Here is a 23,411-nt window from a genome sequence, read left to right as displayed (position 1 = left end):
CTCACTCCTTCGAGCTGACCGGCTTGTTCCAGGTCAGGACCGTCTTGGTGGGGTTGGCGAAATGCGGTTTGCACTTCTTGATGAGATCGGTGAGCTCCTTCGCGAGTTCCTTGGTCGAAGGGAGCGCGAAGTCCTCGGGGCGGACCACTTCGATGCCACCGGCCTTCTCGTCGACCTCGAGTTCGCAGGCGGTTCGGAGCCGCATGTTGGAGTCGAGGAACCGGCGGACCTTCCAGAGCGCAAGGACCTTGAGAAGCTTGGTCGCCTCGGCGGGGAGGCCGTAACCACGGATCTGGGCCAGGTCGAGCGAGAAGAACGCGGTGATCGATCGCGCGGTGTACTCGGAGCGATGGAACGGCACGTTACCATATCCCCCCGCGGAGTCGACGCCGCCGACCTTGGGGCTGGGCAAGACTCGGTCGAACTTGACGCCGCCACTGTCGGCGCGTTCGACTCCGCTCGCCTCGATGAACGCGGAGAGCGCCCGAGGATGGCGCAACCGGCCGGCGATCTTCTCGAGGAAGACGCCATGGACCAGCGAATTCGGGTCATACTGGAAGCAGACGGACGCTAACTTACGGAGGTTGACCACGCCGGCAACTTCGACACGCTCCTTCTCGCCGGTCGTTTCCTCGGTGGGCGCGGCATCGGCCCCCTTTTTCGACGTCTTTTTTCCCGGCACCGATCCTAACCCAAGCGCTTTCCTGATCACGTCGGCAAACACGCTCCCGTCATCCCTGGTTCCGTTCATGATATAGGGAGAGTTGAGTCGGTGGAATTCGAGCAGACTGCTCGTCATGTCGGTGCCATTACCGAGTCCGGAAAGCTTGACCGCGACGAACGGCAGTCCGGTCAGTTCGGGGGCGATGTCGTCGGTGGCCTCATCCCAGCAGACGGCCTCGAGCCGGTTGGCCATCGACTGGGCCGACTCGACGAGAAGCATCTTGACGAGGCCGCCTTTGTCGTCCGGGGCATCATATTGCGCCGCGCCCAGGTCCGGGAACCCGGTCGGCTGGATCCGGGTGCCGGCGACCGGCTTGAGGTGGGCCTCGATCAGGATGCGTGGAGCGTTATTCAAAACATCATCAAAGCTCATAACGTATCATCCGATTCGGGTGGGTAGAGCACGGTGTTGGCCACCGTCTCAAGGTCGGGTTGGGAGAGCGGGAACATCATGGCGGCGAGGAGCCGGTCGGCTCGAAACGAGGAGCTGACAGCGAGAGAACGGCCAGCCAGGCGGCGGTTGCGTGAACCAGCGACGAGCCGGCCACCCGCCTTCAATCGCCGCGCCGCGCGATCCACGCACTGACCGATCGCGTCGGCTTGACCGGAAGCAAGGACCTGGAAGACGTCGGGGTCGAGCACAGCGTTCGGCTCGCCGCCCTTGGTCAGCTTCCATCGCAACGGAAAGCCGGTCGGGCGGGTACCCCACGGCTCGATGAGGCGTCGAGGGACACGAACCGACTTAACTGACCAGGGCTCGACGAGGAGTCGGGGCACGCCAAAATCGAACGGAACCGCCGCATCCTCACCCGATTCGACACCATCGATTCGAGTCACTTTCGACCAATTGATGGCCACGAGGCCCCAGATGAGGTCCGCGAATTTGTCGTCATCAAATGTTTCGTGCAAAAATGCAACGACATCCTCGAGTTTTGCGAAACGGGGTGACCGCAACGGGATTCCGATCTGGCCGTCGCGGAACGCTTCCATCTGCCGGCGGAGGAACATCGCCGCGAGGTTGGCGGTGAGCGGGCGGTTCGACCAAACGGCCGTCTTGTTCTTATCCTTGGACCATTGAAATGAACTCTCTCTCATTTCCTCCATGGATTCAAGGAAAACGCGAAATGAGCCCACCTTGCCGCTCGCTTCGATTCCGGAGAGTGCGACCGCAAGCCGAAATTCCGGACTCTGATCGTCGGCCTGTTCGAGCCACTCGGACGAGAGTTGCTGAAGTGGGCGAAGCTTTTCGTCTTCGCAGAATCGCCGACCAGTTGAGAGGGCCCGCTCGGCGCGGCCCAGAGCGCGGAGGACGTCGTTGAGTCCGCGTGGGTCGGACTCACTCCCCGTGGAGAACGCATAAATCGCCTGGTCGATTTGTCGAAGGGCGGTCCGGTATCGCGCCGGGGTCTTTTCAGTATCGCGGCAGGCCAAACGGAACTTGTTGAGCCATTGTGTCAGGTTGGAATCCTGAAACAGGTTGGCCGCTGGCTTCAGGGTGACCGGAACGCGGCCGAGGGGGACCGCGAAGTACGAAAGACCGTTGCGCATCACGAACGCGTAGCGAACGAACGCATCGATGCCCCGACTTACCCCCAGGAGGTTGATTGCCAGGGCAAATTCGATGGTGTTCCTGGCCTGACGCCTGCCGAACTGGACGCGGCCCTCGGTGAACAAGTATGTCAACTCGGCGAGGGTCACCGGCTGGTTCCACCAGAGGGGAAGCCACAACTCGGCGCGGGTTCCGCTCTCCGCTTCCTTGTCGGATTCGGAGGCATAACCGACGGCGATCGGCTCGACGCAGAAGGGGAAGCCGGCCTTGCCGGCCGTATCGCTCCCAAGGCGCCGCGAGGTGGCGCCGGCGAACATCAACGTGCCTTCGATCGCCAGGAGGTAGTCCCAGGGATTCGCACCGCCTCCGCCGTCGAAGCCCTGGGACGAGTTCGGGCCGCCAATCGCCCCGGGACTGAAGTGGCCGACCGAGATCCCGTCGAGCGTTGCGCTGAATCCACCGAAAAGGGCGTCGACCACCCCTGCCGGATCAGTCGCGTCGACCAGGAGCGATGCCACCAACTGGGCGAATATGGAGACATAACTTCCGCTCCCTTCGTTGCCTCCCGTGCCGAGGAGCGGGGGAAACCTGCGGGAATCGCCGGTCAAGATGAACACCGCGTCGAGCCAGGGCAGCAGGGCGTCAGGAAGGTTGTTTCGGCAGAGCCGCATCAACGTCAATTTGTCATCGTCGCGAACCTTCTCGGTCATCCCGTTCGCCCGCAGGAGGTCACGGACCGCCTCGATCACGTCGCGAAACGGGGCAAGTCGCGGGTACGCTGCGGCGCCGGCGACGATCTGGTTCAGGGCTTCGCGGGCCGACGATTCCGACGAACCGGGATAGAACCCGGAACGGGCACCCCAGGGGCCGATGATCGGGGTTGGGCTGTATTGATTCGCGAAGAAGTCAATCAGTCCCTCGCGGTCGAGCGTAGTCAGTAACCGGCAGACGCCGCCGTGCCAGACCATGCTGGCCGTCGGATCGGCCTGTTCGACCACGAGACGAAACACACCGAGGGCCTTCAAGTAGCTCATCAGCGGCTCGGGCTTGCAGCCGGGTAAGTCAATGACGTTCACGCCTTCCATCCTTTCCGCTCTTCCTTGCTCGCAAGCAGGTCGGCGGAGCGCAACAGCGCCTCCATGTAGGCGAGGCGGAACGGGCCGATCGCATCGCGGAGCGCCAGCGCCTGGGCCGTCCAACTGGTCGCGCCGCCGAGTTGCATCGGCGAGAGGTCGAGCTTCAGCCCCGGACACTTCTCGTCGCCAAGGTCAACGTCGGTGAGTGTGTCGCCGTCATGGACTCCTTGGGCGAAGAGTCTGCCCGGTTGGTCGGGTGGTCTCTCGTCCGGCAGCGAGCGAATACTCAACCGGACCTTGCCATGATGGGCGGCAATCAGGTAGACCACCTCGAATGGCAAGCCGTGCTGGAGTGCGGCCAGCGCCGAGGCGAGCTCATGCCGGAAGTGAGGGCGGTCGTAGCTCAGTCGCCCGGATCTGCCCGACTTCGCCCAGAGCTTCTGGGAATCAAGCGAGGGATTGGCCTTCCTCACGCCGCCTTGGAACACGTCGTGAGCCTTACCGAGGTCATGCCAGCGGGCCGCACGCCTCAAATGGGCCGACCAGCCGTCCGGCAAGTCGCCGAGTCCACTCAAGAACTCATCAAGCTGAGAGCAAACGTGCTCCGTATGCTCGGCGATCGTGTATTCCGGCCCGCAAGAGTTCAGGTCGTCGCCGACGGCCTCCTCGAGTGGTCGTTCCTCATCGTCGAGTTCCACCGGTTCGACGGCCTCCGAGGAATCTTCGTCCCAACCAAGCTTCGTCGAGTAGCCCCCCGCGACAGCCGGCAGGAGGACTGTCATCCCGGGGTGTACCTCTCGCTCGGACTCGCGAATTTGCCGCCACGCTCCGTCGAGGTGGTCCCACAAATAGGCCGCCGGCCTCTTGCCTTTTTTCTCTTTCCTGAGGAATGTTCGGAACGCTCCGATCGGCACGCGACAGAGTTCGAGGCGGTTCGGAACCTTCGCGTCTTTTTCCGGAAAAGGAGAGCCAACCTTCCGCCAGTAGACTTGAACGTCGCTGTCTTTCTCATCGCCGCGGATGTAGGGTGCAACGTCAATGTCGTTACCCGACAGGTCGGGCGTCGTATCGAACAGGTCGAGCAAGTCGCGACGGCGCAGGACGTGGGTGGGAACGAAGTCCAGGGTGATCGACTCGTGATTCTTAAATACGTCGAGTGCTTTCGGCGAGACATCCTGACCTATAAGCTTGACTAATTGTTCGCGGGCAAACCGAAGGGCAGGGGGCTCGTACGGGGCGCCTAGCTTGTCGGAATCGAGGTCAATCCAGAAGACGCGACCCGGGCCGTCTACTCCCGTGCGGTTGCAACGGCCGATGCGCTGAACAAGGCTCGACCAGGGGGCCAACTCGGTGATAAGCGTTTGAACTGAAATATCAACACCCGCCTCCACAACTTGAGTGGCGACGATGATACGGTCCTTCGCCGGTTCCATAAGTTCTTCGTTTAATCGCTTTCGATCGCTTTGACGAAAACGCGAGTGGACGAGGAGCACATTCGTCGGCGCCGACTTATCTTTCTTAATCGACTTATAGACCTCTTTCGCCCGGTCCACGGTGTTGAGCACCACCAGCGTTTGGGTGCCGGTAAGGTGGTTCTTGACGACCTGCTGGGCCACATCTTTCCCGTCCCTGGTCGCCATAATGCCCAGGGGCTGTAAAGTCTTCTCGGCGGTCATCCGCTGATTCAGGGGCCATTTCGGGTCAAAGTCGTCTGACTGGAGCTCGAGCGAGGGGCCACGCGGTTGCTTGGCGAAATCCACGGTGTCGAGCCAGCTCGGTTCCAGGGTAGCCGACATCCAGAGCGACGAGCAGGGGGCAACCATGCCCAGCGCGGCCCGCAACCCCGCCAGTTGCGCTGAGGTGGAAACCCCGTTACCCATCAGTTGCGGCTCGTCGAACACCCAGAGGCAGTCGTTATTCAGCAACCCGAAGTCGATCGGCCAGTGGAAGCGGCTCGCGGCATACCCTCGGTTAAGTGCCCGTGACAGCAACATATCCTGGGTGCCAATGAGGATCGCGGAGCGTTCCGGCTCGAGGTACCAGTCGTCAGACTCGGCGCCTCCCATGAGGACGCTGATCTTGGTCCGGTCGTGTTTGAGTTCGCGGAGCCATTTCTCCGCCTCGCGAATCGACTGCTCGACCAGTACCCGCATCGGCAGACAATAAACCAGCCGGCGCGGGGTCGCCCGCCGCACCTTATCCTCGGCGTAGAATCGCCTCCAGAGCCAGGCGAGCACGGCACCGGCCGTCTTACCCGCCCCAGTCGGCACGCGGACCAGCTCCGCCAACTCCGGAGCGGTGGCCAGGCGACGTTGATAAGGATAGGGTGAATTACCAGTCGCTTGCTTGAACAATTTATCAAATGTCATGGTCCAGCTTACGATGACCGCATCCCTCGCAACCTACGACTCGATCGGCCGCGAGATTGTCTCGATCAGGCCCACGCACCGTTTGCAAAGCGGCACGAACACGACCTGATCCCTTCCTGGTCGACGATGTCATGAAGGCGGATGTGCAGTCGTACCAGGCCGGTCCGGGATAGTCGACAAAAAAACACCGTGAATTAATCACTGCAGCGATGCCATACCATCTACATAGACACCACTATTGCTAATTTCTCAATATGACAAACCAGCCGTAGGTGGTCGTGTAAACCACTGGAAGGTTGACGAAGACAATCACATGGCGGATCGAGCCAATCGGAACTCGGTTGACGTCCCGCGAGTTTCGCCGAACGAGGATCGGCTCGCTCTACCGGCCGGCAAGCGAGTCAGGCTCGTTTAGATTCAACGACCCGATACAGGGTTAGGAAGGCTCTCGCTCCTCGTTCCCACGGTCCCCCGTGGGAATGCAGTCTGGAACGCTCTCCGTCCTCGGCTTGCGAGGGCCAGACGACGCGGAGCGTCGGGGACGGCATTCCCACGGAGGACCGTGGGAACGAGGGGGAATCTTAGCTCGATGGCGGGTCGTTGTTTAGATTTGACACGTCACGTCAGGCAGCAACAGTGGCTTGCCGCCTGTGACGCCATCCAGACGCGATCCATGAGAAGGAGACGCCATGAGGCCACGAACCGCTCGTGGATGTGGCAATACGTAGGCCGGCCATCACGAGATGGCTTGGCCAGGCGGTTGCACTTCACATCGCGATTCAGGAGCATGCCCTACTTTGGCAGACACGGTCTACGCCAGTGAGGGCATCAACCACTTGGCCAGCGCCGGCGTCCGAACGCAACCGGCGGGAATGCACTGCGGTTCTTCGAAATAAAAAAAGAACCCGGTAGAAAACCGGGTTCTTAGACGAATCAGAGTGATGCTATCGAAGAAAGCAACAATGTTCAACCGAAGATTCAGTAATCTATCGGAAAAGTCGGGGCGAGAGGATTTGAACCTCCGACCTCACGGTCCCGAACCGTGCGCTCTAGCCATGCTGAGCTACGCCCCGTCTAATTCTCTTTTTATCTCAGTCGTTTTGCAGTCGCGTCGTGTAGAAGAGAATCATAGCAGACGAACTCGATCTGTCAATCGGGCTCTGGAAATCCAGGCGAAGAATCATCGAACTCCTGGCTTACGACTCTCCTCGAGTGGTGTTTTCAGGCTGTCGACGTAGCGCTGCCAGTCGGTTTGGAGGTCTTCGAGATTGGCCCCGAAGGCCTGGCGAAATGCGGCTGCGGAGCGCTGTTTGGAACGAGGGGCTTCGGTGGTGTCCGGGGCACGGAGTAGGTCCAGGAAGGTGAGGAACTGCTGGGGTCGTTCTTTGCGAAGGAAAAAGACCAGGGCCCAGGCTTGGGCGTAGGAGTCGCGCTGGTAGCCGCGTCCGAAGCCTTGGTCTTCGATAAGGAGCGGCAGGGAGGTGCGCCGGGGGATCGCTCGCCAATCGGGTAAGCGCAAGTCGTGGGCACGACCGACGCCTGCCCAGCGGCCGCCGCGGATCACCTCGAACTGGGCGGCGAAGCCCTCGTGGAGCCAGAGAGGGAAATCGTCGTGGTGGGGCGCGAGCCGGCTTGAGGCGACAAGCTGGTGCACCATTTCGTGCGCCGCGGTCCCGAGGTCGATGGAACGACGATCGAGTTCGAGAAGGAGTTGGCGGCGACGGAGGTCACGCTCAAGTCCCTCAAGGTATTTCCGAGCCTGCCCCCGGCTCATCGTCCGAGAGAATTCGCCGCGAAGCTGAATCACCAAGCGACGGTCGTTGGGAAGGCGCTCAAGGGTCGTCTTCCAAATTGCGAGTTCTCGCTGCCTGGCCGCAAGCGGCTCCCACGATTGTTTCAAAGCCCCCGAGCTCCGCGCGTCATACGCGAGAACGGCATTCAAGGTCGGGTGATAATATCCTCGGGTCGAACGGAACGCCTCCAAGTGCTCCGTGCGAAGATACTCGAGGTAATCCTTGTGCTCCAAGAAGTAGGCCGAGGCCAACCGATGAGCCGGTACCGCAAGGTCGATGTCCTGGGCCGCGAACAGCAGGTAGTAGGTGGTGACGACCCGCTCGAGAAGATCGACCCGTTCGGCGGCCTCTTCGGCCGTGTGCTGATGGATCAGGACGACATGCGGACCGCGGACCACCTCACTTGCACCGCCGAGAGCACGGAGGAGTGGCTCGAGGTCGGGGTCCGGGCACGGTTTCGCCAGCGAAGCCAGGACCGCGACCATTCGCGCGGTCGGTTGGTGGGTCGGATCCGCCTCATGAGCGGCTTTAAGCATCGATTCGGCCTGCGGAGTGAGGCCGTTCTCGAGCGCCCACCACGCGGCCGCGGATCGTGCTTCGGCTCCGCCGGTGAGTGCAACGGCTTCTCTTGCCTTCCACTCACGTTCCGGCCAATGGCCCGGTACGATCGCTCGAAAATCCTCCTTGAGGAATTCAAAGGATCGACCGGGAAGGTCGACGCGAACGCTCGCCCCCTCAGTCGTCACCGGCACCTGGGCTTCCGCCCCGTTGGCGAAATAGACCAAGTCTGCGCGAACCAAAGAACCGACCGTCAACCAGCCGCTTAGCCCCATCCCCGCGAGGATCGCAACGAGAAAGGGAAACAATCCGCGGGAACAGGCTTCCCGACGACTTCGCGACTTCGACTCCGTTCCGGATCTGCGCATTGGTCACCTGCATCAAGCCGGGAGCGGCGAACCGAAACATCATAAACAAATGCACACCACGCGAGAGCGTTCCTACCGCGTGGAGAACTCGGGTTGGCTTACGAATTGGGATCGTCCCGCATCGAAAACATCGGCAACTTCCTCGCGGCCAATGCAACCGGATCGGCAAAGTCGAACAGACAGGGTCGCTCACGCCATGCTAAGTTCAAAATCCGTAGCAACGTGGGGAACGAACTGGAGGAGTCGATTCGATGATCCTGGCTGGTGACATCGGCGGCACGAAAACCGTCCTCGCCCTCTTTGATCCCGCGGATGGCGGACTCCGTCAAGTGCGGGAACAGTCCTATCGAAGTCAATCGTACGCAACCTTCGAACAAATCCTGACGGAATTCCAGCCTGAGCGGACGACCGGGCCCGTCCTCTCGGCTTGCTTTGGGGTGGCCGGGATGGTCGTGTCGGGCGGTTCGCACACGACAAACCTACCTTGGCAGCTCGAGGAGCGGGCGTTGGAAGAACAGCTGGGCATCCCCCACGTGAAGCTCCTCAACGACCTGGAGGCCGCAGCCTACGGGATGCTCCACCTCAGTGCTGACGAACAGAGCGTCCTGCAGTCGGGTGCAACCGGCCCGCGGGAGGGGAATCTTGCCTTGATCGCGGCGGGCACCGGGCTCGGTGAGGCGATGCTCTACTGGGACGGCCAACTGTTTCATCCGATCGCATCGGAAGGGGGGCATGCCGATTTCGGGCCGGCGTCCCCGATCGAGGTCGAATTGCTCCAGTACCTCGCTGAGAAATTTCACGGGCATGTCAGCTGGGAACGCGTGCTCTCAGGCCCAGGATTTTCCAATATCTACACCTTTCTGCGTGACACGGGGCGTTTTGCCGAAGCTCCCGAACTGACCGAGAAATTCCAACTCGGCGACCCCAATCGCTGGATCTCCGAAGCCGGAATTGCGGGAACTGACCCGCTCTCGGCCGCAACCGTGGCCCTCTTTTGTTCGATCTACGGGTCCGAGGCCGGGAACCTCGCGCTGCGGAGCGTGGCGGTGGGAGGGGTCTTCGTTGGTGGCGGGATCGCGCCCAAGATTTTGACGGCCCTTCGGCGGGGCGAGTTTTTGAAAGCCTTTTCCGCCAAGGGAAGATTCGCGGAGTTCCTCCAGCACCTGGACGTCCGCGTCTCCCTCAACCCCAAGGCGCCGCTGGTCGGCGCCGCGTATTACTCGTTACGTCTGCATACGCAATAACCAACCGCGCTCGATCCGGATGTCGGTTTGCCCCCGTCCGGCCGGTGGGCTCGTTGCAAACCGCGACAAAAACCTGGGGATGACCGGCCATGCGCGAGACCACCACAGTCCGTAATGCGAAGAATTGATACGTCTCCACAAAAGGCCGACTCCCGGAGTTGGACCCGGGGCGATTCATAGCGCAAGCTCTCCGATGGCGGTTCCACGGGATTGGAATGCCTCAACCTTCATCTTCAAGGAGGAGAGATCTTGTCTTCGACCAAGGCTCAATTTCGGCCACTGGTGGAGACCTGTGAACCACGCGTTGCGTTGAGCGCAGACGTTCCCTCCAACACGCTCGCCGTCGTCCAGGGCGAAGTTCAAACACCGCACGAGACGACCAAGGTTTCGGTCCCGGTCTCGGCCCGAAACATCAACCGCCGTCATTCGATCCTCATCGGTGAGTCGGTTCGGCCGGAGGACGGGAGTTCGTTGATTCCGGCTGTCAGGCACGCCCACGGACCTGGCGGCGAGCCACTGGTGGTGCATCAAGGGATCCAGGCCGGGCTCGGCCGGCACACGCCAACGCACGCGTACATTCGCACCGGTCAGGCGGGGACACTCAGTTCCGGCGTCACGGGGCGGGCGGGGACGACGGGCGGATTCCAGCTCAGTGCGACTCTCCCCGGAGACGTCAACGGCGACGGACAAGTCACGCTCGCCGATCAGAAGGCGTTCAAGAGCACTTATCTCTCGAAATTTCGCAACGCCAACTATCTCGCTTCGGCCGACGCCAACCATAACGGGCAGATCGGGCAAGGAGATGCCAAGTTCCTTTTGCGCAACCTCAAGCCGCTCACGCCGAAGGTTCCCCTCAGCGTCTTCCTGACCCTGGCGCCTGAAGACGCGGCGAAAGGGCCGACGCCCAAGACGTCCGGCGGCAAGACGCACCACCAGGACGTCACGATCCTGGGACGTACGACCCCGGGCTCGTTCATCTTCACCGATAGCGGTGTCGGCGACTTTTCGTTCCGTGGTGATATCCTCACCACCGATGCCCAAGGCAATTTCGCGCTCAAGGTGCACAACAAAGAGGGGCTGACGAATCACAACTTCCTGGTCATCGACCCTTATGGCCAGCAAGTGACCCGGGTCTATCCCATCTACTGGCTCGACTTTGCCGCTCCCGGCTCGAGGCTCAAATAGCCCGAGCCCGACAATGGCCTTGGCCTCGTCCACTCAGCGGACGGGGACCAAGGGCAGGGGGGGCGCGGCGACCGGTGCAGGCGGAAGCGGATCGGTGCCGGGTCGGTCGAGGGGCGGTGGCGATCCCAAGGACACGAACAGACGCAACTGCGCCCGGTTGTTCTCAATGATCGCGCGAAGGTGGTCGATGCGCGCCTGCGCCAGCAACTCCAGGCTATTCGTCAACTCGATCGGCCGGCCCACCGTGTTTCGGAGTCGGTCGAGGTCGGCGAGGAACCCCGCCTCGGAGGTCTCGAGTTGATGCCTGGTGGCCTCGACCCGCTGCTGGGTGGTCAGGACCAACGCTTTCGAGGAGGCGACCTCGCGTCGGATCGTATTGATCGTCCGTGATTGCTCGCCCACCGCTTGGCCGATGGTCGCCCGACGCTGTTTCTGGAGCGCCAGGTTGCCTAAACCGAGATTCTGGAACGTCCAGAAGAGTCGGACATCGAAGTCGGTCCGCCCCGCGAAGTTACCGACCAACGGCGGGACCAGGTTGCTTCCGCCCCCCAACGCACCGCCGCTGAATCCAAGCCAGACCGTCGGTAGCAATGGACGAGCGATTTCCTGAGTCAGTCGAGTCTCCGCAACACCGATCGCCGCCGCCCGAGCGCCCATCTCCGGCCGACCTTGGAGCGCCACTCGAACGAGTTCCTCCACCGGACTGGTCGCATCAATGAGCTTGATCGGCTCCACGCCCGGTACAATCGGGTGAACCCGAACGGCCGGATCGAGATGCAGTCGCCTCGAGAGTCGCGCGGAGGCAACGGCAACCTCCTCCTCGCTCTGCTCGACCGCGCGGTGGATCAACTTGGAGAGCGTGGCGGCACGGTCGGCATCCGAGACGAAGCCCTGGCCCGAATTGGCGTAAGCCGACGTAAGGCGAGCCGCTTCGTTAGACTCCGCCTCGGTCTCACGCCGCAACTGGAGTGCAGCCTCAGCCCCCACCAGGTCAAAATAGAGCGTGGAGACGTCGAGGAGCACGGAGTTGGCGGTCGCCCTGGCGGCAAACTGGGTACGGGTGACATTCTGACGCGCCGCCAGGGGCTCAAAAATGGCGTCAGTCAAGGGACTGGCGATCATCACCGCCGGGATTGCCACGGTATTGGATCCGGTTGCGACGGCTCCGCCGCCCACGTAAACCAACTGCTGCGACACCGCCAGCGTATGCCCCGCAGACCGCTGGAGGTCCCCGTCATGTCCGTGATAGGAGAGGCCCGCGTTCAGCGTCGGAAGCATCAGGGCGTAGGCCGCCTGCCGAAGCGCGGTGGCTTCGAAAATCCGCTGCCGAGCCTCGGCAATTTCGGGATTCTCCACCTCGGCGAGCCGCAACGCGGTGGTCAGGTCGACGGGGAAGGTTTGAATCGGTGGTGGGACGACCGGTGCGGTGACGAACCCGGGGATATTGGGATCCGCCGAGGTCGTCGTCCTGAGTCTCGGATCGAGCGTGGAACCGCGGGGGGTGGACCGTCGGGATTGGGCCTCGGCCGTTGCCTCTCCCCAGGTCGGCAGCAGGAACAAGGGGGGTGCGTTGAGCTTGGAGGCGTCCTTCGCCCCGCCCCCGGGCCGAGCGCTTGTCGTCTTGGTCATTCGCAGAGGAATCGCTCCCAGCCCAGACTCCGCCGATCCCCCCGATTTGGCAACAAAGATCGAAAGCAGCGTCGTCAGGCTGGCGGTTCGCCTCCACCGTTTCCGCAAGGAGATGGTTCGCGATCGTGAGTCGGTCAACATTCTGGTGCCCTCCGTTCCGTGTTTCGCCACGATCAACGACCCGCCTGAGTCGGCGGCAGACCGGGCGGACGGCTATTGGCGGCAGTCGGGGCCAGTGTGACTCCATTTGCGGGTCGGTTCGGCAACGGTTCCGGACGGGGCTGGCCCTCCGGGTTCGCGGGAGTCGGAATCGGATCGCCCGTGGGAACAACGCCGGCGGTGGGGACCGGACGAGCCAGCGCATTCGCCGGAGGTTGTCCTAACGCCACATAGAGCGCGAACTGGGCCTCGTTGTAGTCGACGATCGCGGCCAGGTACTCGTAGCGGGCGCGAGCCAAAAGCCTCATGCTATCGAGCAACTCGATCGGCAGGCCCACCGTGCTCTCGAGTCGGACGAGGTCGGCACGGAAGCCTTCGGTTCCGCTACGGACCGCTTGTTCCGTGGTGCCGATCTGGGCGTACCGGGCGTGAGTCCGGGCGTACGCTTCCGCCACTTCCGCGCGAATCCGATCGAGAACCGCGACCTCCTGATACCGCGTGATGCCCACCCGGCTTCGCGCCAGATTGATCATCGCCATGTTTCCCACGCCGAGGTTCTGGATCGTCCAGAAGGCATAGGCATCGAGGTCGGTTCGCCCGCCGAAACCACCGAAAACGGGCCGGACGAGGTTACTGCCGCCTCCCATGCCCCCCGCGCTGAAGCCGACGAGGATCGTCGGTGAGAAGGGGAGAACCTTCGACCCTTCGAGCATCAAGAGCGTCTCGCGGATCGCCGCGCGCCGCTCACCCAACTCGGGGCGCTGGAGCAACGCCAGGGCAATCAACTGCGAGACGGGAATCGGGTCGGGGACGATCGGTTGAGGTGTTACCCAGGCGTCGGTCGGGTGGAGCCGGATCGACGGGTCGACGTTGAGCACCTCGCAGAGCCGAGCAGACGAGGTGAGCACGTCGCCCTCAGCGGCCAGAAAATCCGACTCGCGTTTCGCCAGCTCAGTCGCCGCGCGATCGGCATCGGCCTTGCGCCCCTGGCCCGCAGCGGCATAGGCGGCCGTCAGGTGCGCGACCCGGCGCGCATCGTCACGGACCTGCATGGCGACGGCCCGTGTTCCCTCACCGCGCATCAACCCACAGTAGGCGAGCGTGGTCTGGAGGAACGCCTGATTGCGGACCGCCAGGCTCGCGAACTCGCGTTGCCGTACCACCTGCTTCGACGCCAAGTAGCCGTAGACCACGGTCGCGACATTGCCGCTCAAGACCACTCCCGGGATGTTGACCGTGCCGGCCCCGATGGCGTTCGCACCTGCGCCCACGTAAATGGAGGACCGGTTCACCGAGAGGATATTCCCGTTCGACTGCTGCACCGGGCCGGTGTGCGTGTCGTAATTCATCCCGAGATTAATCGACGGCAGGAACTGAGCCGCCGCAAGCTGCCGCAGCGCAGCGGCCTCGACCACACGTTGGCGGGCGATCAGCAGGTCGGGATTCTGCACCCCCGCGAGCTGGAGCGCCGTGTTCAGGTCGATCGGACGAATCGCAGGGTCCAAGATCGTCGGCGCGGGCGGAAGCAACAGGGGAAGCTGCGTTTCGGCAGCCGAGGCGGTCCTGGTTGCGGGAATGCTCGCCGTGGCCCCTCTCGGGCCCGAGTCTTCGCTCGCCGGCCCGGTCGGAGCCACGATCGCGGCGGGCGAGTCGAGAGGTTCCGCACCGGGGACGGCCGACGGACTCATGAACAGTACCACCCCTAAAAGTTTCCAGGGGAGGAAGTTGCCTCTTTTCCGACCTGTCATTCTCATCCTCCAGACCTCTCTCGTGTCGGAGCCCTCCGAGCGGACTTTCTCAACGATCGTATCGTCCATAGGGATTCGTGCGCTTGAGCCGTTAGGCCTTAGGTAAGCTTGACTTAATCTTGGACTTTTGATCCAGGACCTCGCTGGCCTTCGATCCGAAGCATGCTTCTCCGTCGGACGATCGAGCGCCTCCCGATCCATGAACCAGGATCAGGAGGTCGTCGCGTTACGAAGTCCGAACCGCCCCAACCGGCTTCCCCCTCGCCCACGAACCCGTCGCAGGCACCAGTGGGGACTCGCCCGCTTCCCTCGCCTCGGATTATCATGCAGACAACAAGTCAGTTGACGAACGACTCGCGTCCTCCTTGCCGAGTCTCCCCTCTTCGGTCGGCGTGTGAATTCAAAGTCCATGGCAAGCAAAGAACACGAGCGGCTCCAAGACAGTCGGGACGATGCCACGGGGTGGCGTCGCTGGGGACCCTACGTCAGCGATCGGGCTTGGGCGACCGTTCGCGAAGACTATAGCGCAAACGGTGACGCATGGGACTACCTGCCTCACGACCTGGCGCGAAGCAAGGCCTTCCGCTGGGGCGAGGACGGGATCGCCGGAATCTGCGACCGCTATCAAATTCTCGTGTTCGCCCCCGCCTTCTGGAACAGCCGCGACCCGATCCTCAAGGAACGTCTGTTCGGCCTCTCCTCACCCGAAGGCAATCACGGCGAAGACGTCAAGGAGTACTACTTCCACCTTGACTGCACTCCCACGCATTCTTACATGCGTTTCCTCTACAAGTACCCGCAACGAGAATTCCCCTACGAGCGTCTCATCAAGGAGAACCGCCGTCGATCCACGTCGGAGCCTGAGTTTGAGCTGCTGGACACCGGCGTCTTCGACGACAATGCCTATTTCGACATTACGATTGAGTATGCGAAATTCAATTCCGAAGACATTTGTATTCGCATTGAGGCGATCAACCGCGGGTCAAGCCCGGCTCCCTTGCACATCCTTCCTCACCTCTGGTTTCGGAACACCTGGGCTTGGGGTCCTCGTCCTGGCCCCGAGCCAAAAATTCGGATGGTGCTCGACGAATCCGCGGACCTCTGTCTCATCTCGGACGATTCCGAGCTTGAGCCGCAGAGCTCAATCCCGGTGACCTATCGCCTCGGCACGCGCTTCTTCCATGCACCCGGAGGCGGAACCCCCTTATTTACCGACAATGAAACGAACATGCCTCGCGTCTTCGGGCCGGGGCACGCGAACCGGAAGCCCTTCGTCAAAGACGCGTTTCACCGGTCGCTGATCGATGGCGATCCCTGCACGAACCCGCTTCAGATTGGGACAAAGGCGGCCGTCCATTACCGCTTCGAGGCGGTTGCACCCTCGGAGTCGGTGGTCCTTCGCTTCCGCCTGACCGATACACCCGGCCTGAACCAGCCTCTCGACCAGGTTGAGCGCACGGTCGCGCTCCGCCGCCGCGAGGCCGACGACTACTACGAGACGCTCTACCCGCCCAAGGCGACGGCCGACGAACGACTCATTCAGCGCCAAGCGTTGTCATCCCTCCTCTGGAGCAAGCAATCGTACCTGTTCGACGTCGACGTTTGGCTCGACGGCGACAACCCGAACGTGCCTCCCCCCGCCTCGCGCAAGACGATCCGCAACGAGCACTGGCGGCACCTGAATTCACTCCGGGTGATGACCGTCCCGGATAAGTGGGAGTACCCTTGGTTCGCGGCCTGGGATCTCGCATTCCAATGCGTCGTGTTCGCGCTCGTCGACGGTGAGTTCGCCAAGCACCAGCTCTGGCTCTTGCTCTTCGAGCAATTTCAGCATCCCAACGGCCAGATCCCCGCCTACGAGTGGGAGTTCTCCGACCTCAACCCGCCCGTTCATGCGTGGGCCGTCTGGCGGGTCTACAACATGGACCGGATTCGCTCCGGCAAAGCAGATCGCGATTTCCTCGAACGCTGCTTCCACAAGCTCTTGATCAACTTCACCTGGTGGATCAACAAGGTCGACAGCAAGGGAAACAATATCTTCGAAGGCGGATTTCTTGGGCTCGACAATATCACCGTCGTCGACCGGAGCACACGGTGCATGGACGGCTCACGCCTCGAGCAATCGGATGCCACCGGCTGGATGGGAATGTTCTGCCTAGTCCTCATGAGAATCGCGCTGGAGCTGGCCAAGGAAGATCGCGTCTACGAAGCATTGGCATCGAAATATTTCCAACATTACATTTATGTCGCCGCGGCCATGAAGCACATGGGGAACCGCGACTATCAGCTCTGGGATGAGGAGGACGGCTTTTTCTACGACGTCTTGCTCTATCCTGACGGTCGCTACCGCAAGTTTCGCGTCCGCTCGCTGGTTGGCCTCATTCCCCTCTTCGCGGTGGAGCGGCTGGAGGTCGCCTGGATCGAACCGTTCAAGGAGTTTCGAGAGAACTTCGACTGGTTCATGAAGAACCGCGCGAAACTGGCTCAGAGTGTGGTCCATACCGTTGAGCGCAACGGGCAAGTCACACACGCGCTTACGATCCTCAATCAGGATCAACTCCGGCGGATGACCGCGCGGATTCGCGATCCCGATGAGTTTCTCTCGGATTACGGCGTCCGGAGCCTCTCGAAAGCGCACGAGTCGCATCCGTTCGAGTTCAATGGGAGCGTAGTCCGGTATGAGCCGGCCGAGTCGATCGACAAGATCAAAGGGGGCAACTCGAACTGGAGAGGACCGATCTGGTTTCCCACCGGATTCCTGCTGATCGAGTCACTCCGCAAACTCGGGAAGGCGTTCGGAGAAAAACTCGGCTGTCCCGCCGCGCACCCTGGAGACGCCTCACTCCCGTTCAACGACCTGGCCCGCGAAATCGCCGAACGACAGATTCGCGTCTTCGCCCGTGATGGGTCAGGCCGACGACCGGTCTTCGGCAACTCCCAAAAATTTCAGGACGACCCGCACTGGCGTGACCTCATTCTCTTCTACGAGTACTTCCACGGAGACAATGGCACCGGGCTCGGAGCGTCGCACCAGACCGGCTGGACGGCGCTCGTCGCCTCGCTCATCGACGAATGGCGCCGATAGACGGGTTCTGAGATAAAAAAGAAACGGTCAGGCCGCGCCGAACCCACCCTCCCTGCCGGCTGATCGCCTCGTACTTTCCCGAGGTCGGGAAGCCGATTCTACAAAACGTTACGTTCCCCAAACTCGGTCCGAGTTTGGGAGCCGGTCGATCCCTTTGCGGTTGGTATCCGGCGCCCGCCGTAGACCGAGCACGCCCCTCAAACAGCAGCCTGGCAAAGTGTTGCGTCGAACGGTCGCTCTCAAGGCAAGGGCTGAGGGCGCGTGACAGGGTCGAACCATTTCCAAGAACTTCGGGCTTGCAGTCGGTCATTCGAAACGCGGCGTGATTGTCGGTGAACGTTCCGACTTCTCGATCGTATTGGCAGAGTCAGGTTCGACGGATAGGGTAAAACCGAGTTGGCGAGGCCATGGCAGGGAGGCTGGAATGCTGGTTCTCAGTCGAAAGCGAATGGAGCAGATCGTGATTGGATCCGACATCCGGATCACCGTCGTGAAGTTAGAGGGGGGGCAAGTGCGACTTGGGATCGAGGCCCCGAGCGAGGTGATGGTGCTCCGGGAAGAATTGCTCGAACCACGCGTCGAGAAGGGAACGAAAGAGGCCGCTCCCGTCACTCGGACAGGGCGGCCCAAACGCTAAGGCTGGGAGCTCGGGTTTCGGGAAAGGTGACTGGTGCGGAGGTCAGAAGGCCACTCCGCTCGGTCCGGCCTCGCCACTCGCTTCCGCCTCGCTCGTCGCGCCACCGAAGAACCGACGGGCCCTATCCCCGACGGCGAACGACTCGAGGCAGAGTCCGATCTTCGAATACAGATCCGCCTCTTCGCTCTTGGGGTATTCAAAGATCAAGGCCACTTCGTACGGTTCTTTCTTGTAGAGATAAATCTTCACACTTTTGTCGTTGACCGTCATGCTGTGAAATTTAAAGTCGTTCTTCTTCTTGGTTTCGGTTTTGAACTTGGTGATGGTCAATTCTTCGGGAGGCTTGTAGAACTCGTTCAAAATCGCGAGCACGTCGCCGTTGAAGTTGGTGCGATCGACCGTGTCGGCCGGCGAGGGGACCGCCTTCTTGCCCGGGGTCTTGGCCCGCTTGACTCGCGCCAGGACATGCATGTTCTGTTTCTTGGGCTCGTCAAAGCTGGCTTCTTGATCGAACTTGCCCGGTTCGGTCTCGACCAGCATCCACGCCTTGGTCTGCGCAAGTTTCTTGGGTGGCCGCAGGTAAATGGATAACTCTTCCCACTTGCCCTTGGTCAACGCGGGCGTCAGCAGTTTATTGAGGCGATCCTGATACTTGATGTTTTCGAGGGTTTCGGCGAGCCGGAGTTCATAACTCTTGCTGCCGCAACCTCCGATCATCAAGAGTGCCATCGTTGCCAACATCGCCAGCACCCGTCGCATGGATCACCTCTTACGGCCGCAATTGAATTCGCGCAAGCTTCAACTCGCTCAACGAACTTCCACTTTCACCCGGACATGGAGGCTTGTCAAGCGTTCCGATTCGGTGTGGGATGGAACGCCGAGCGTGCCACTCCGGGCCAGGGCTCCCGAGCGAGTGAGTTCCACGATTCGAGTCTGCGATGGAGGGAGTTCGGTTGGTTCAAATCATCGCCTTGGTAAAGCCGTTCCGCGCCCAGGCGGTCTTGGCAGCGCTAGAGTCCATTGAAATTCTGGGCGGAACGGTCCGCGAAGCCATGGGTTATGGCCGTCAGAAGAACCGGCTCCATCGTTATCTCGGGAGCGAATATAACGCGTCGTTCCTCCCCAAGGTTGAGATCACACTGTTCGTACACGACGATGACGTGGCCACGGCGGTCAAGCTGATCGTCTCCCAGGCGCGAACCGGCCGAATGGGAGATGGTAAAATCATGATTCTTCCTTGTCTCGACTCCGCTCCGAACTTTTGAGAAGCGGAGGCCAGGGTCCATTGATCAGGATCAGGATGCGGATCAGTGCGGAGTCCGGATCCAGAGGACCCGACGGATTCGATCGTCCTCCGACACCCCTTCGGCGTCGAGCGACACTTGGTACGACTCTGCTTCGGGTGACTCGGCGCGCAGCAGGGCGTGATCACCCTGGACCTCGAACCAACGGATCTCGGGCGTTCCTTCCACCCAGGCGACCACAAGCTTGCCGTCGAGCGTGGCCGGATCCTCCTCCGAACTCGCGAAGACGACGCTGGCGCCTTCGGCGACGATCGGGCTCATCGCCTCGCCTTTGTTGAGAATCCGCCGCCCTTCCTCCTCGGCTTCGAGCCACTCCGCTTGCGCCGCGTGGAAGCGTGAACCCGACGCCCTCGTCAACGGCTCGAGACTCGCGTCACTGGCATCGACGAACACGACATCGTCGGACGCGTCGGACTGCTCCTCCGAATCGTCATGGACTCGGTTCGCGACCGGCCGCTTGGTCTGTTCCCCGCGTTCGAGGATCTGAAGCGCCGTCCTGAGCAAGGAACCGACCGACCGTTCGGAATTCAGCGGCAACTCAAAGTCTTCGATCGGTTTCGGGCGAAACTTGGCGCCCTTGCCGTGCAGCAACCACATCGGCTCGACCGCGGTCAACTCGATGATCCTGAGCACGACTTCAGCCGGGACCGTCACCCCCGCCTCGTAGTTGTACCAAGTACGAACCGGGATCCCCAACCGGCGTGCCAACTCTGGCCCACCCCGGTCTCCAAACAACTCGGCACGAAGCCGACTGAGCCGTTCCGCCAACGAGTACTTGGTTTTGACCAAGTCGGGCAACGTCTTACGACGGGCCATGATATCAACCTTTTCGTGTCAAGCCTCACCAGGGTCGATTCCCGCCGACGTCGCCGGGACCTCAATCCTCAATCGCTACTGATAGCCTTATATGGCGATCTTAATTCAAAATCAATTGCATTCCCCCTCGGGTTGCGTTCAGGCAACGCGGACCGTGTCGAGGTTTGAACTCGAGAACGGGAAAGGGCGCAAGTTCGAGGGGCGTACCGAGGGCAGGCGAAGGAGTCGATGGGGAGGCAGGGAAAGTACCCTTCGACCCCTTGGATCGGGTCTGCGAGGCGGGGAAATCGTGACGAGGCCCAGGTTCTTATGCGTCGTCACGACCTCGCAAGGGCACGGGAGTCAATCCTCGTCAAATTTGATATCGAGCAGAAAATCCGCAATCGCATCATCGCCGAGTAGCTTATCCGGTTCGGCGGGCGTCCGGGATGGAGGAGTCGGTTCAGGCTTCGGTTTCGGTTCGGTTTTCGCTTCGAGTTCTGGGTCCGCCGGAGCGCTTGCGACCTCGTCCACGGTGGGAATCGTCTCGACGGAGGGAACGTCCACGTCGAACTCGATTTCAAATTCGTCGTCTTCGACGGCCGGGATCGCCTCGACAACCGCCGTATCGCCCGGCTTCAGAGGTGGGGCGGTCGGGGCCTTGGGAGGAGCTTCGCCGACCTTGGCCACCTTAAAGAGAAGCTGGCCAATGCTCAATTCATCGCCCGGTTCCAGCACGCGCTGTTCTTGAATCCGCTTGCCGTTGACGAACGTGCCATTGGAGCTTCCAAGGTCTTTGACCAGCAACAGTCCCTTCTTCTCAAACAATTCGCAGTGCTTGCGGCTCACTTGCGAGGACTTGATACGGAGCTGGCAATCGTCTTGACGACCGACGGTGGTGACACCGTCAGCAAGTTTCACTGTCGTCGAGGCCCCGCGGCCACGGACGATTAAGAGTTGGAAATCCATGTTCGAGAATCCTAACGGAATCCGCCGGGAGGGCATTGAGAACCGCGTGGCGAAAGGTAAATCTAGGCTATACCGTGGCGGGCCGGCACGCAAATGAATTTCAACCCCGGTCCTGGTTCCCCGGGGCGGAATCGATTTCCGCCGATTTCGGGAGAGCCGTATTGAAATCCCGCCTCGTCCGTCTATACTAGGTCTCGCCGGTCGGGTGAAGCCAAGCCGGGCCGAAACGAGTCGAAACGATCCTCAAAAAATCGCTTCAACTGAGATTGAAATCTCGCCTCGCCAGTCTATACTAAGCCTCGCCGCCCTGGCGAAGCCACGACGGACCGGAATGAGAGCCGAAACGATCGAAAAAAATCGTTTCAAGTGGGATTGAAAGTCTGACTCGGCCTGCTATACTAAGTCACGCCGGCCGAGTGAGGTCGAAACAAAACGAAAACGAGTCAACATGACTCTGAATTTGATTTGTTCCGATTGAGAGCGTAGCGGGAGTAGCTCAGGGGTAGAGCGCCACGTTGCCAACGTGGTTGTCGTGGGTTCAAATCCCATCTCCCGCTCTTTCACGATTGCTATCGAGAGGCTGGCGGCTTACGCTCGGAACGCGTCGGGTGCGTGATGGCGGACCAAGTCATCCCAGCCTGGCGAATTCCGAGGAAGGCCTGTTTGATGAGCACTGGCGAGCACGAGCACGACCAAGAATCGCCCGTAACGACCGCCGACGCGTCTCAGCATGCTGAGGTCGACGCGGTCAAGCGGAAGCTCGATCTCGACGTCCAGATCGCTGATGTCGGCCCTTGCAAGAAGCACTTGAAGGTCGTCGTCGCACGTCCCGAGATCGACCGTCAATTCAATGAGTCGATTGGGACCATGACTCGGGAGGCAGCCGTCCCCGGCTTCCGTCCCGGTCGCGCTCCGAAACAGCTTGTTCAAAAGCGGTTCCGGAAGCAGGTCGCCGAGCAGGTTAAGAGCACTCTGCTGATGGCTTGTCTCGAGCAAATCGACGAAGACTACAAACTCAATCCGATCACACAACCCCAGCTCGACGTCGAGGCGATTGAACTCCCCGACGACGGGCCGATGATGTTTGAGATGGACCTTGAGGTTCGTCCTGACTTCGCGTTGCCCGCCTACAAGGCCCTTACGGTCAAGCGGCCGGTCAAGACGATTGCCGATGGCGACGTCGACGCCCAGCTCAAGCTTTTCCTCGAGCGACACGCTCAGATGGTGCCGAAGCTTGAGGGCGGAGCGGAGATCGGTGATTTCGTCACGGCTGACCTTCGGTTCCATCGCGATGGGGAAACCCTCAACGAAGTCAAGGAAATCCAGTTCCGGCTTCAGCCGGAGCTCCGGTTCCAGGACGGTTCGGTGCCCAAGATCGGCGAAAGCCTGGTGGGCGTCAAGCCGGGTGAGTCGCGAGACGCCGACGCCAAGATCGGCTCCGGCTCGGTTGACCCCACCCTTCGCGGCCAGAACATTCAAGTGACCTTCCAGGTCCACGACCTCAAGCAACTCCGACTTCCTGAAGTCGATCACGTCTTCCTGTCGGGACTCGGTTTCGACACGGAAGACGAACTGCGTGAGGCGTTGCGTGAGATTCTCGAGCGTCGTCTGGCCTTGCAGCAGCGTCAGGCCGTTCGCCGTGAGATTCTCGAACAGTTGATCAAGGAAACTCCCTTCGATCTTCCCGGCGACCTCGTCAATCGCCAAGAGAAAGCCACGCTGCGTCGCCTGATCCTCGACATGAGGCAGGAAGGACTGAACGAGAACGAGATCCGGGCTCGCGAGGCCGAGATCCGAGCCAATGCCCACGAGTCCACGCTTCGCGGACTTCAAGAGTTCTTCATTCTCGCCAAGATCGCCGAGGCAGAAGACATCTCGGTCGAGGACGAAGATTTCGAGTTGGAGATCGAGGCGATTGCCGCACGGACCGACGAGAGTCCTCGCCGGGTTCGGGCGAAGATCGAGAAGGACGGGCTTGGCGACGCGCTCGCTTCGCAAATCCTCGAGCGAAAAGCACTCGACCGGATCCTCGATTACGTGACCTACGAAGAAGTTCCTCACGTCGAGCAGCAGGCTGTGGAGACGCTGGACCAAAGCGCGTCCTCACTCACCGCTTCTGAAGCGGACGATGCGGCGACTGAAGACGGGAGCACCGCCGGCTCGAAGGACGAGAGCTAACGGTCCGGTTTGCCCCGGCCGTCCGGCTCCACTCTTGACTCG

15 protein-coding genes and 2 tRNA genes are annotated in these 23,411 nt (G+C 61.2%); 7 read left to right on the top strand and 10 right to left on the bottom strand.

Features of this window, described 5'->3' with window-relative positions:
* Position 1: 1 nt before the first annotated feature.
* The 5 genes from cas7u to BUS42_RS32660 form a co-directional block, all read right to left on the bottom strand.
* Entirely contained in the window at positions 2–1,096 is a 1,095-nt protein-coding gene (cas7u, locus tag BUS42_RS32680; protein WP_074314109.1) for a type I-G CRISPR-associated RAMP protein Csb1/Cas7g, read from the bottom strand.
* Complete coding sequence (gene csx17 / locus BUS42_RS32675) at positions 1,093–3,357, bottom strand: type I-G CRISPR-associated protein Cas8g1/Csx17 (protein WP_254053941.1); 2,265 nt, start codon at positions 3,355–3,357, stop codon at positions 1,093–1,095. Before csx17 ends, cas7u begins: the two co-directional genes overlap by 4 nt.
* Entirely contained in the window at positions 3,345–5,717 is a 2,373-nt protein-coding gene (gene cas3 / locus BUS42_RS32670) for a type I-G CRISPR-associated helicase/endonuclease Cas3g (protein ID WP_074314107.1), read from the bottom strand. The genes csx17 and cas3 overlap by 13 nt, the downstream gene beginning before the upstream one ends.
* 998 nt (positions 5,718–6,715) lie before the next feature.
* A tRNA-Pro gene (locus BUS42_RS32665) sits at positions 6,716–6,790 on the bottom strand.
* Between the two features lie 107 nt (positions 6,791–6,897).
* On the bottom strand, positions 6,898–8,376 hold the full coding sequence (locus BUS42_RS32660; protein WP_254053940.1) for a DUF1570 domain-containing protein: 1,479 nt from the start codon (positions 8,374–8,376) through the stop codon (positions 6,898–6,900).
* A gap of 311 nt (positions 8,377–8,687) precedes the next feature.
* On the opposite strand from BUS42_RS32660, the gene glk reads away from it, so the two are divergent.
* Both glk and BUS42_RS32650 read left to right on the top strand, forming a co-directional pair.
* Complete coding sequence (glk, locus tag BUS42_RS32655) at positions 8,688–9,680, top strand: glucokinase (protein WP_074314105.1); 993 nt, start codon at positions 8,688–8,690, stop codon at positions 9,678–9,680.
* A 249-nt stretch (positions 9,681–9,929) separates the two neighbouring features.
* Entirely contained in the window at positions 9,930–10,865 is a 936-nt protein-coding gene (locus BUS42_RS32650; RefSeq protein ID WP_074314103.1) for a dockerin type I domain-containing protein, read from the top strand.
* A 33-nt stretch (positions 10,866–10,898) separates the two neighbouring features.
* Here BUS42_RS32650 and BUS42_RS32645 read toward each other — a convergent pair whose 3' ends face one another.
* Both BUS42_RS32645 and BUS42_RS32640 read right to left on the bottom strand, forming a co-directional pair.
* A complete protein-coding gene (locus BUS42_RS32645; protein WP_254053939.1) occupies positions 10,899–12,494 on the bottom strand; it encodes a TolC family protein in 1,596 nt (531 codons plus the stop codon).
* Between the two features lie 173 nt (positions 12,495–12,667).
* A complete protein-coding gene (locus BUS42_RS32640; protein ID WP_074315590.1) occupies positions 12,668–14,401 on the bottom strand; it encodes a TolC family protein in 1,734 nt (577 codons plus the stop codon).
* A gap of 409 nt (positions 14,402–14,810) precedes the next feature.
* Between BUS42_RS32640 and BUS42_RS32635 the strand changes: the two genes are divergently transcribed.
* Positions 14,811–17,486, top strand: a complete 2,676-nt coding sequence (locus BUS42_RS32635) for an MGH1-like glycoside hydrolase domain-containing protein (RefSeq protein ID WP_074314099.1) — start codon at positions 14,811–14,813, stop codon at positions 17,484–17,486.
* Between the two features lie 424 nt (positions 17,487–17,910).
* Positions 17,911–18,123, top strand: coding sequence for a carbon storage regulator (locus BUS42_RS32630; RefSeq protein WP_074314097.1), 213 nt, complete (start codon positions 17,911–17,913; stop codon positions 18,121–18,123).
* Between the two features lie 42 nt (positions 18,124–18,165).
* Here BUS42_RS32630 and BUS42_RS32625 read toward each other — a convergent pair whose 3' ends face one another.
* Complete coding sequence (locus BUS42_RS32625; protein WP_074314095.1) at positions 18,166–18,882, bottom strand: hypothetical protein; 717 nt, start codon at positions 18,880–18,882, stop codon at positions 18,166–18,168.
* Positions 18,883–19,076: 194 nt separating this feature from the next.
* On the opposite strand from BUS42_RS32625, the gene BUS42_RS32620 reads away from it, so the two are divergent.
* The gene (locus BUS42_RS32620) at positions 19,077–19,388 is read left to right on the top strand and encodes a P-II family nitrogen regulator (protein ID WP_074315588.1); all 312 of its coding nucleotides are present in this window, start codon (positions 19,077–19,079) and stop codon (positions 19,386–19,388) included.
* 42 nt (positions 19,389–19,430) lie between these two features.
* On the opposite strand, the gene BUS42_RS32615 is transcribed toward BUS42_RS32620, so the two are convergent.
* Positions 19,431–20,243, bottom strand: coding sequence for a helix-turn-helix domain-containing protein (locus tag BUS42_RS32615; protein WP_074314093.1), 813 nt, complete (start codon positions 20,241–20,243; stop codon positions 19,431–19,433).
* Between the two features lie 342 nt (positions 20,244–20,585).
* Positions 20,586–21,191 (bottom strand): FHA domain-containing protein, encoded by a 606-nt coding sequence (locus tag BUS42_RS32610; RefSeq protein ID WP_074314091.1) that lies wholly within the window; start codon positions 21,189–21,191, stop codon positions 20,586–20,588.
* 485 nt (positions 21,192–21,676) lie between these two features.
* Here BUS42_RS32610 and BUS42_RS32605 point away from each other — a divergent pair.
* Together BUS42_RS32605 and tig are read left to right on the top strand one after the other, a co-directional pair.
* A tRNA-Gly gene (locus tag BUS42_RS32605) sits at positions 21,677–21,748 on the top strand.
* A 109-nt stretch (positions 21,749–21,857) separates the two neighbouring features.
* Positions 21,858–23,369 carry a trigger factor gene (tig, locus tag BUS42_RS32600; RefSeq protein ID WP_074314089.1) on the top strand — a complete coding sequence of 504 codons (1,512 nt, stop codon included), beginning with the start codon at positions 21,858–21,860 and terminating at the stop codon, positions 23,367–23,369.
* Positions 23,370–23,411: the final 42 nt, after the last annotated feature.

Origin of the sequence: Singulisphaera sp. GP187 (assembly GCF_900129635.1) — a bacterium.
GTDB lineage: Bacteria > Planctomycetota > Planctomycetia > Isosphaerales > Isosphaeraceae > Singulisphaera.
The sequence above is the reverse complement of the archived record's forward strand: the minus strand, read 5'-3'. Positions and strand labels throughout refer to the sequence as shown.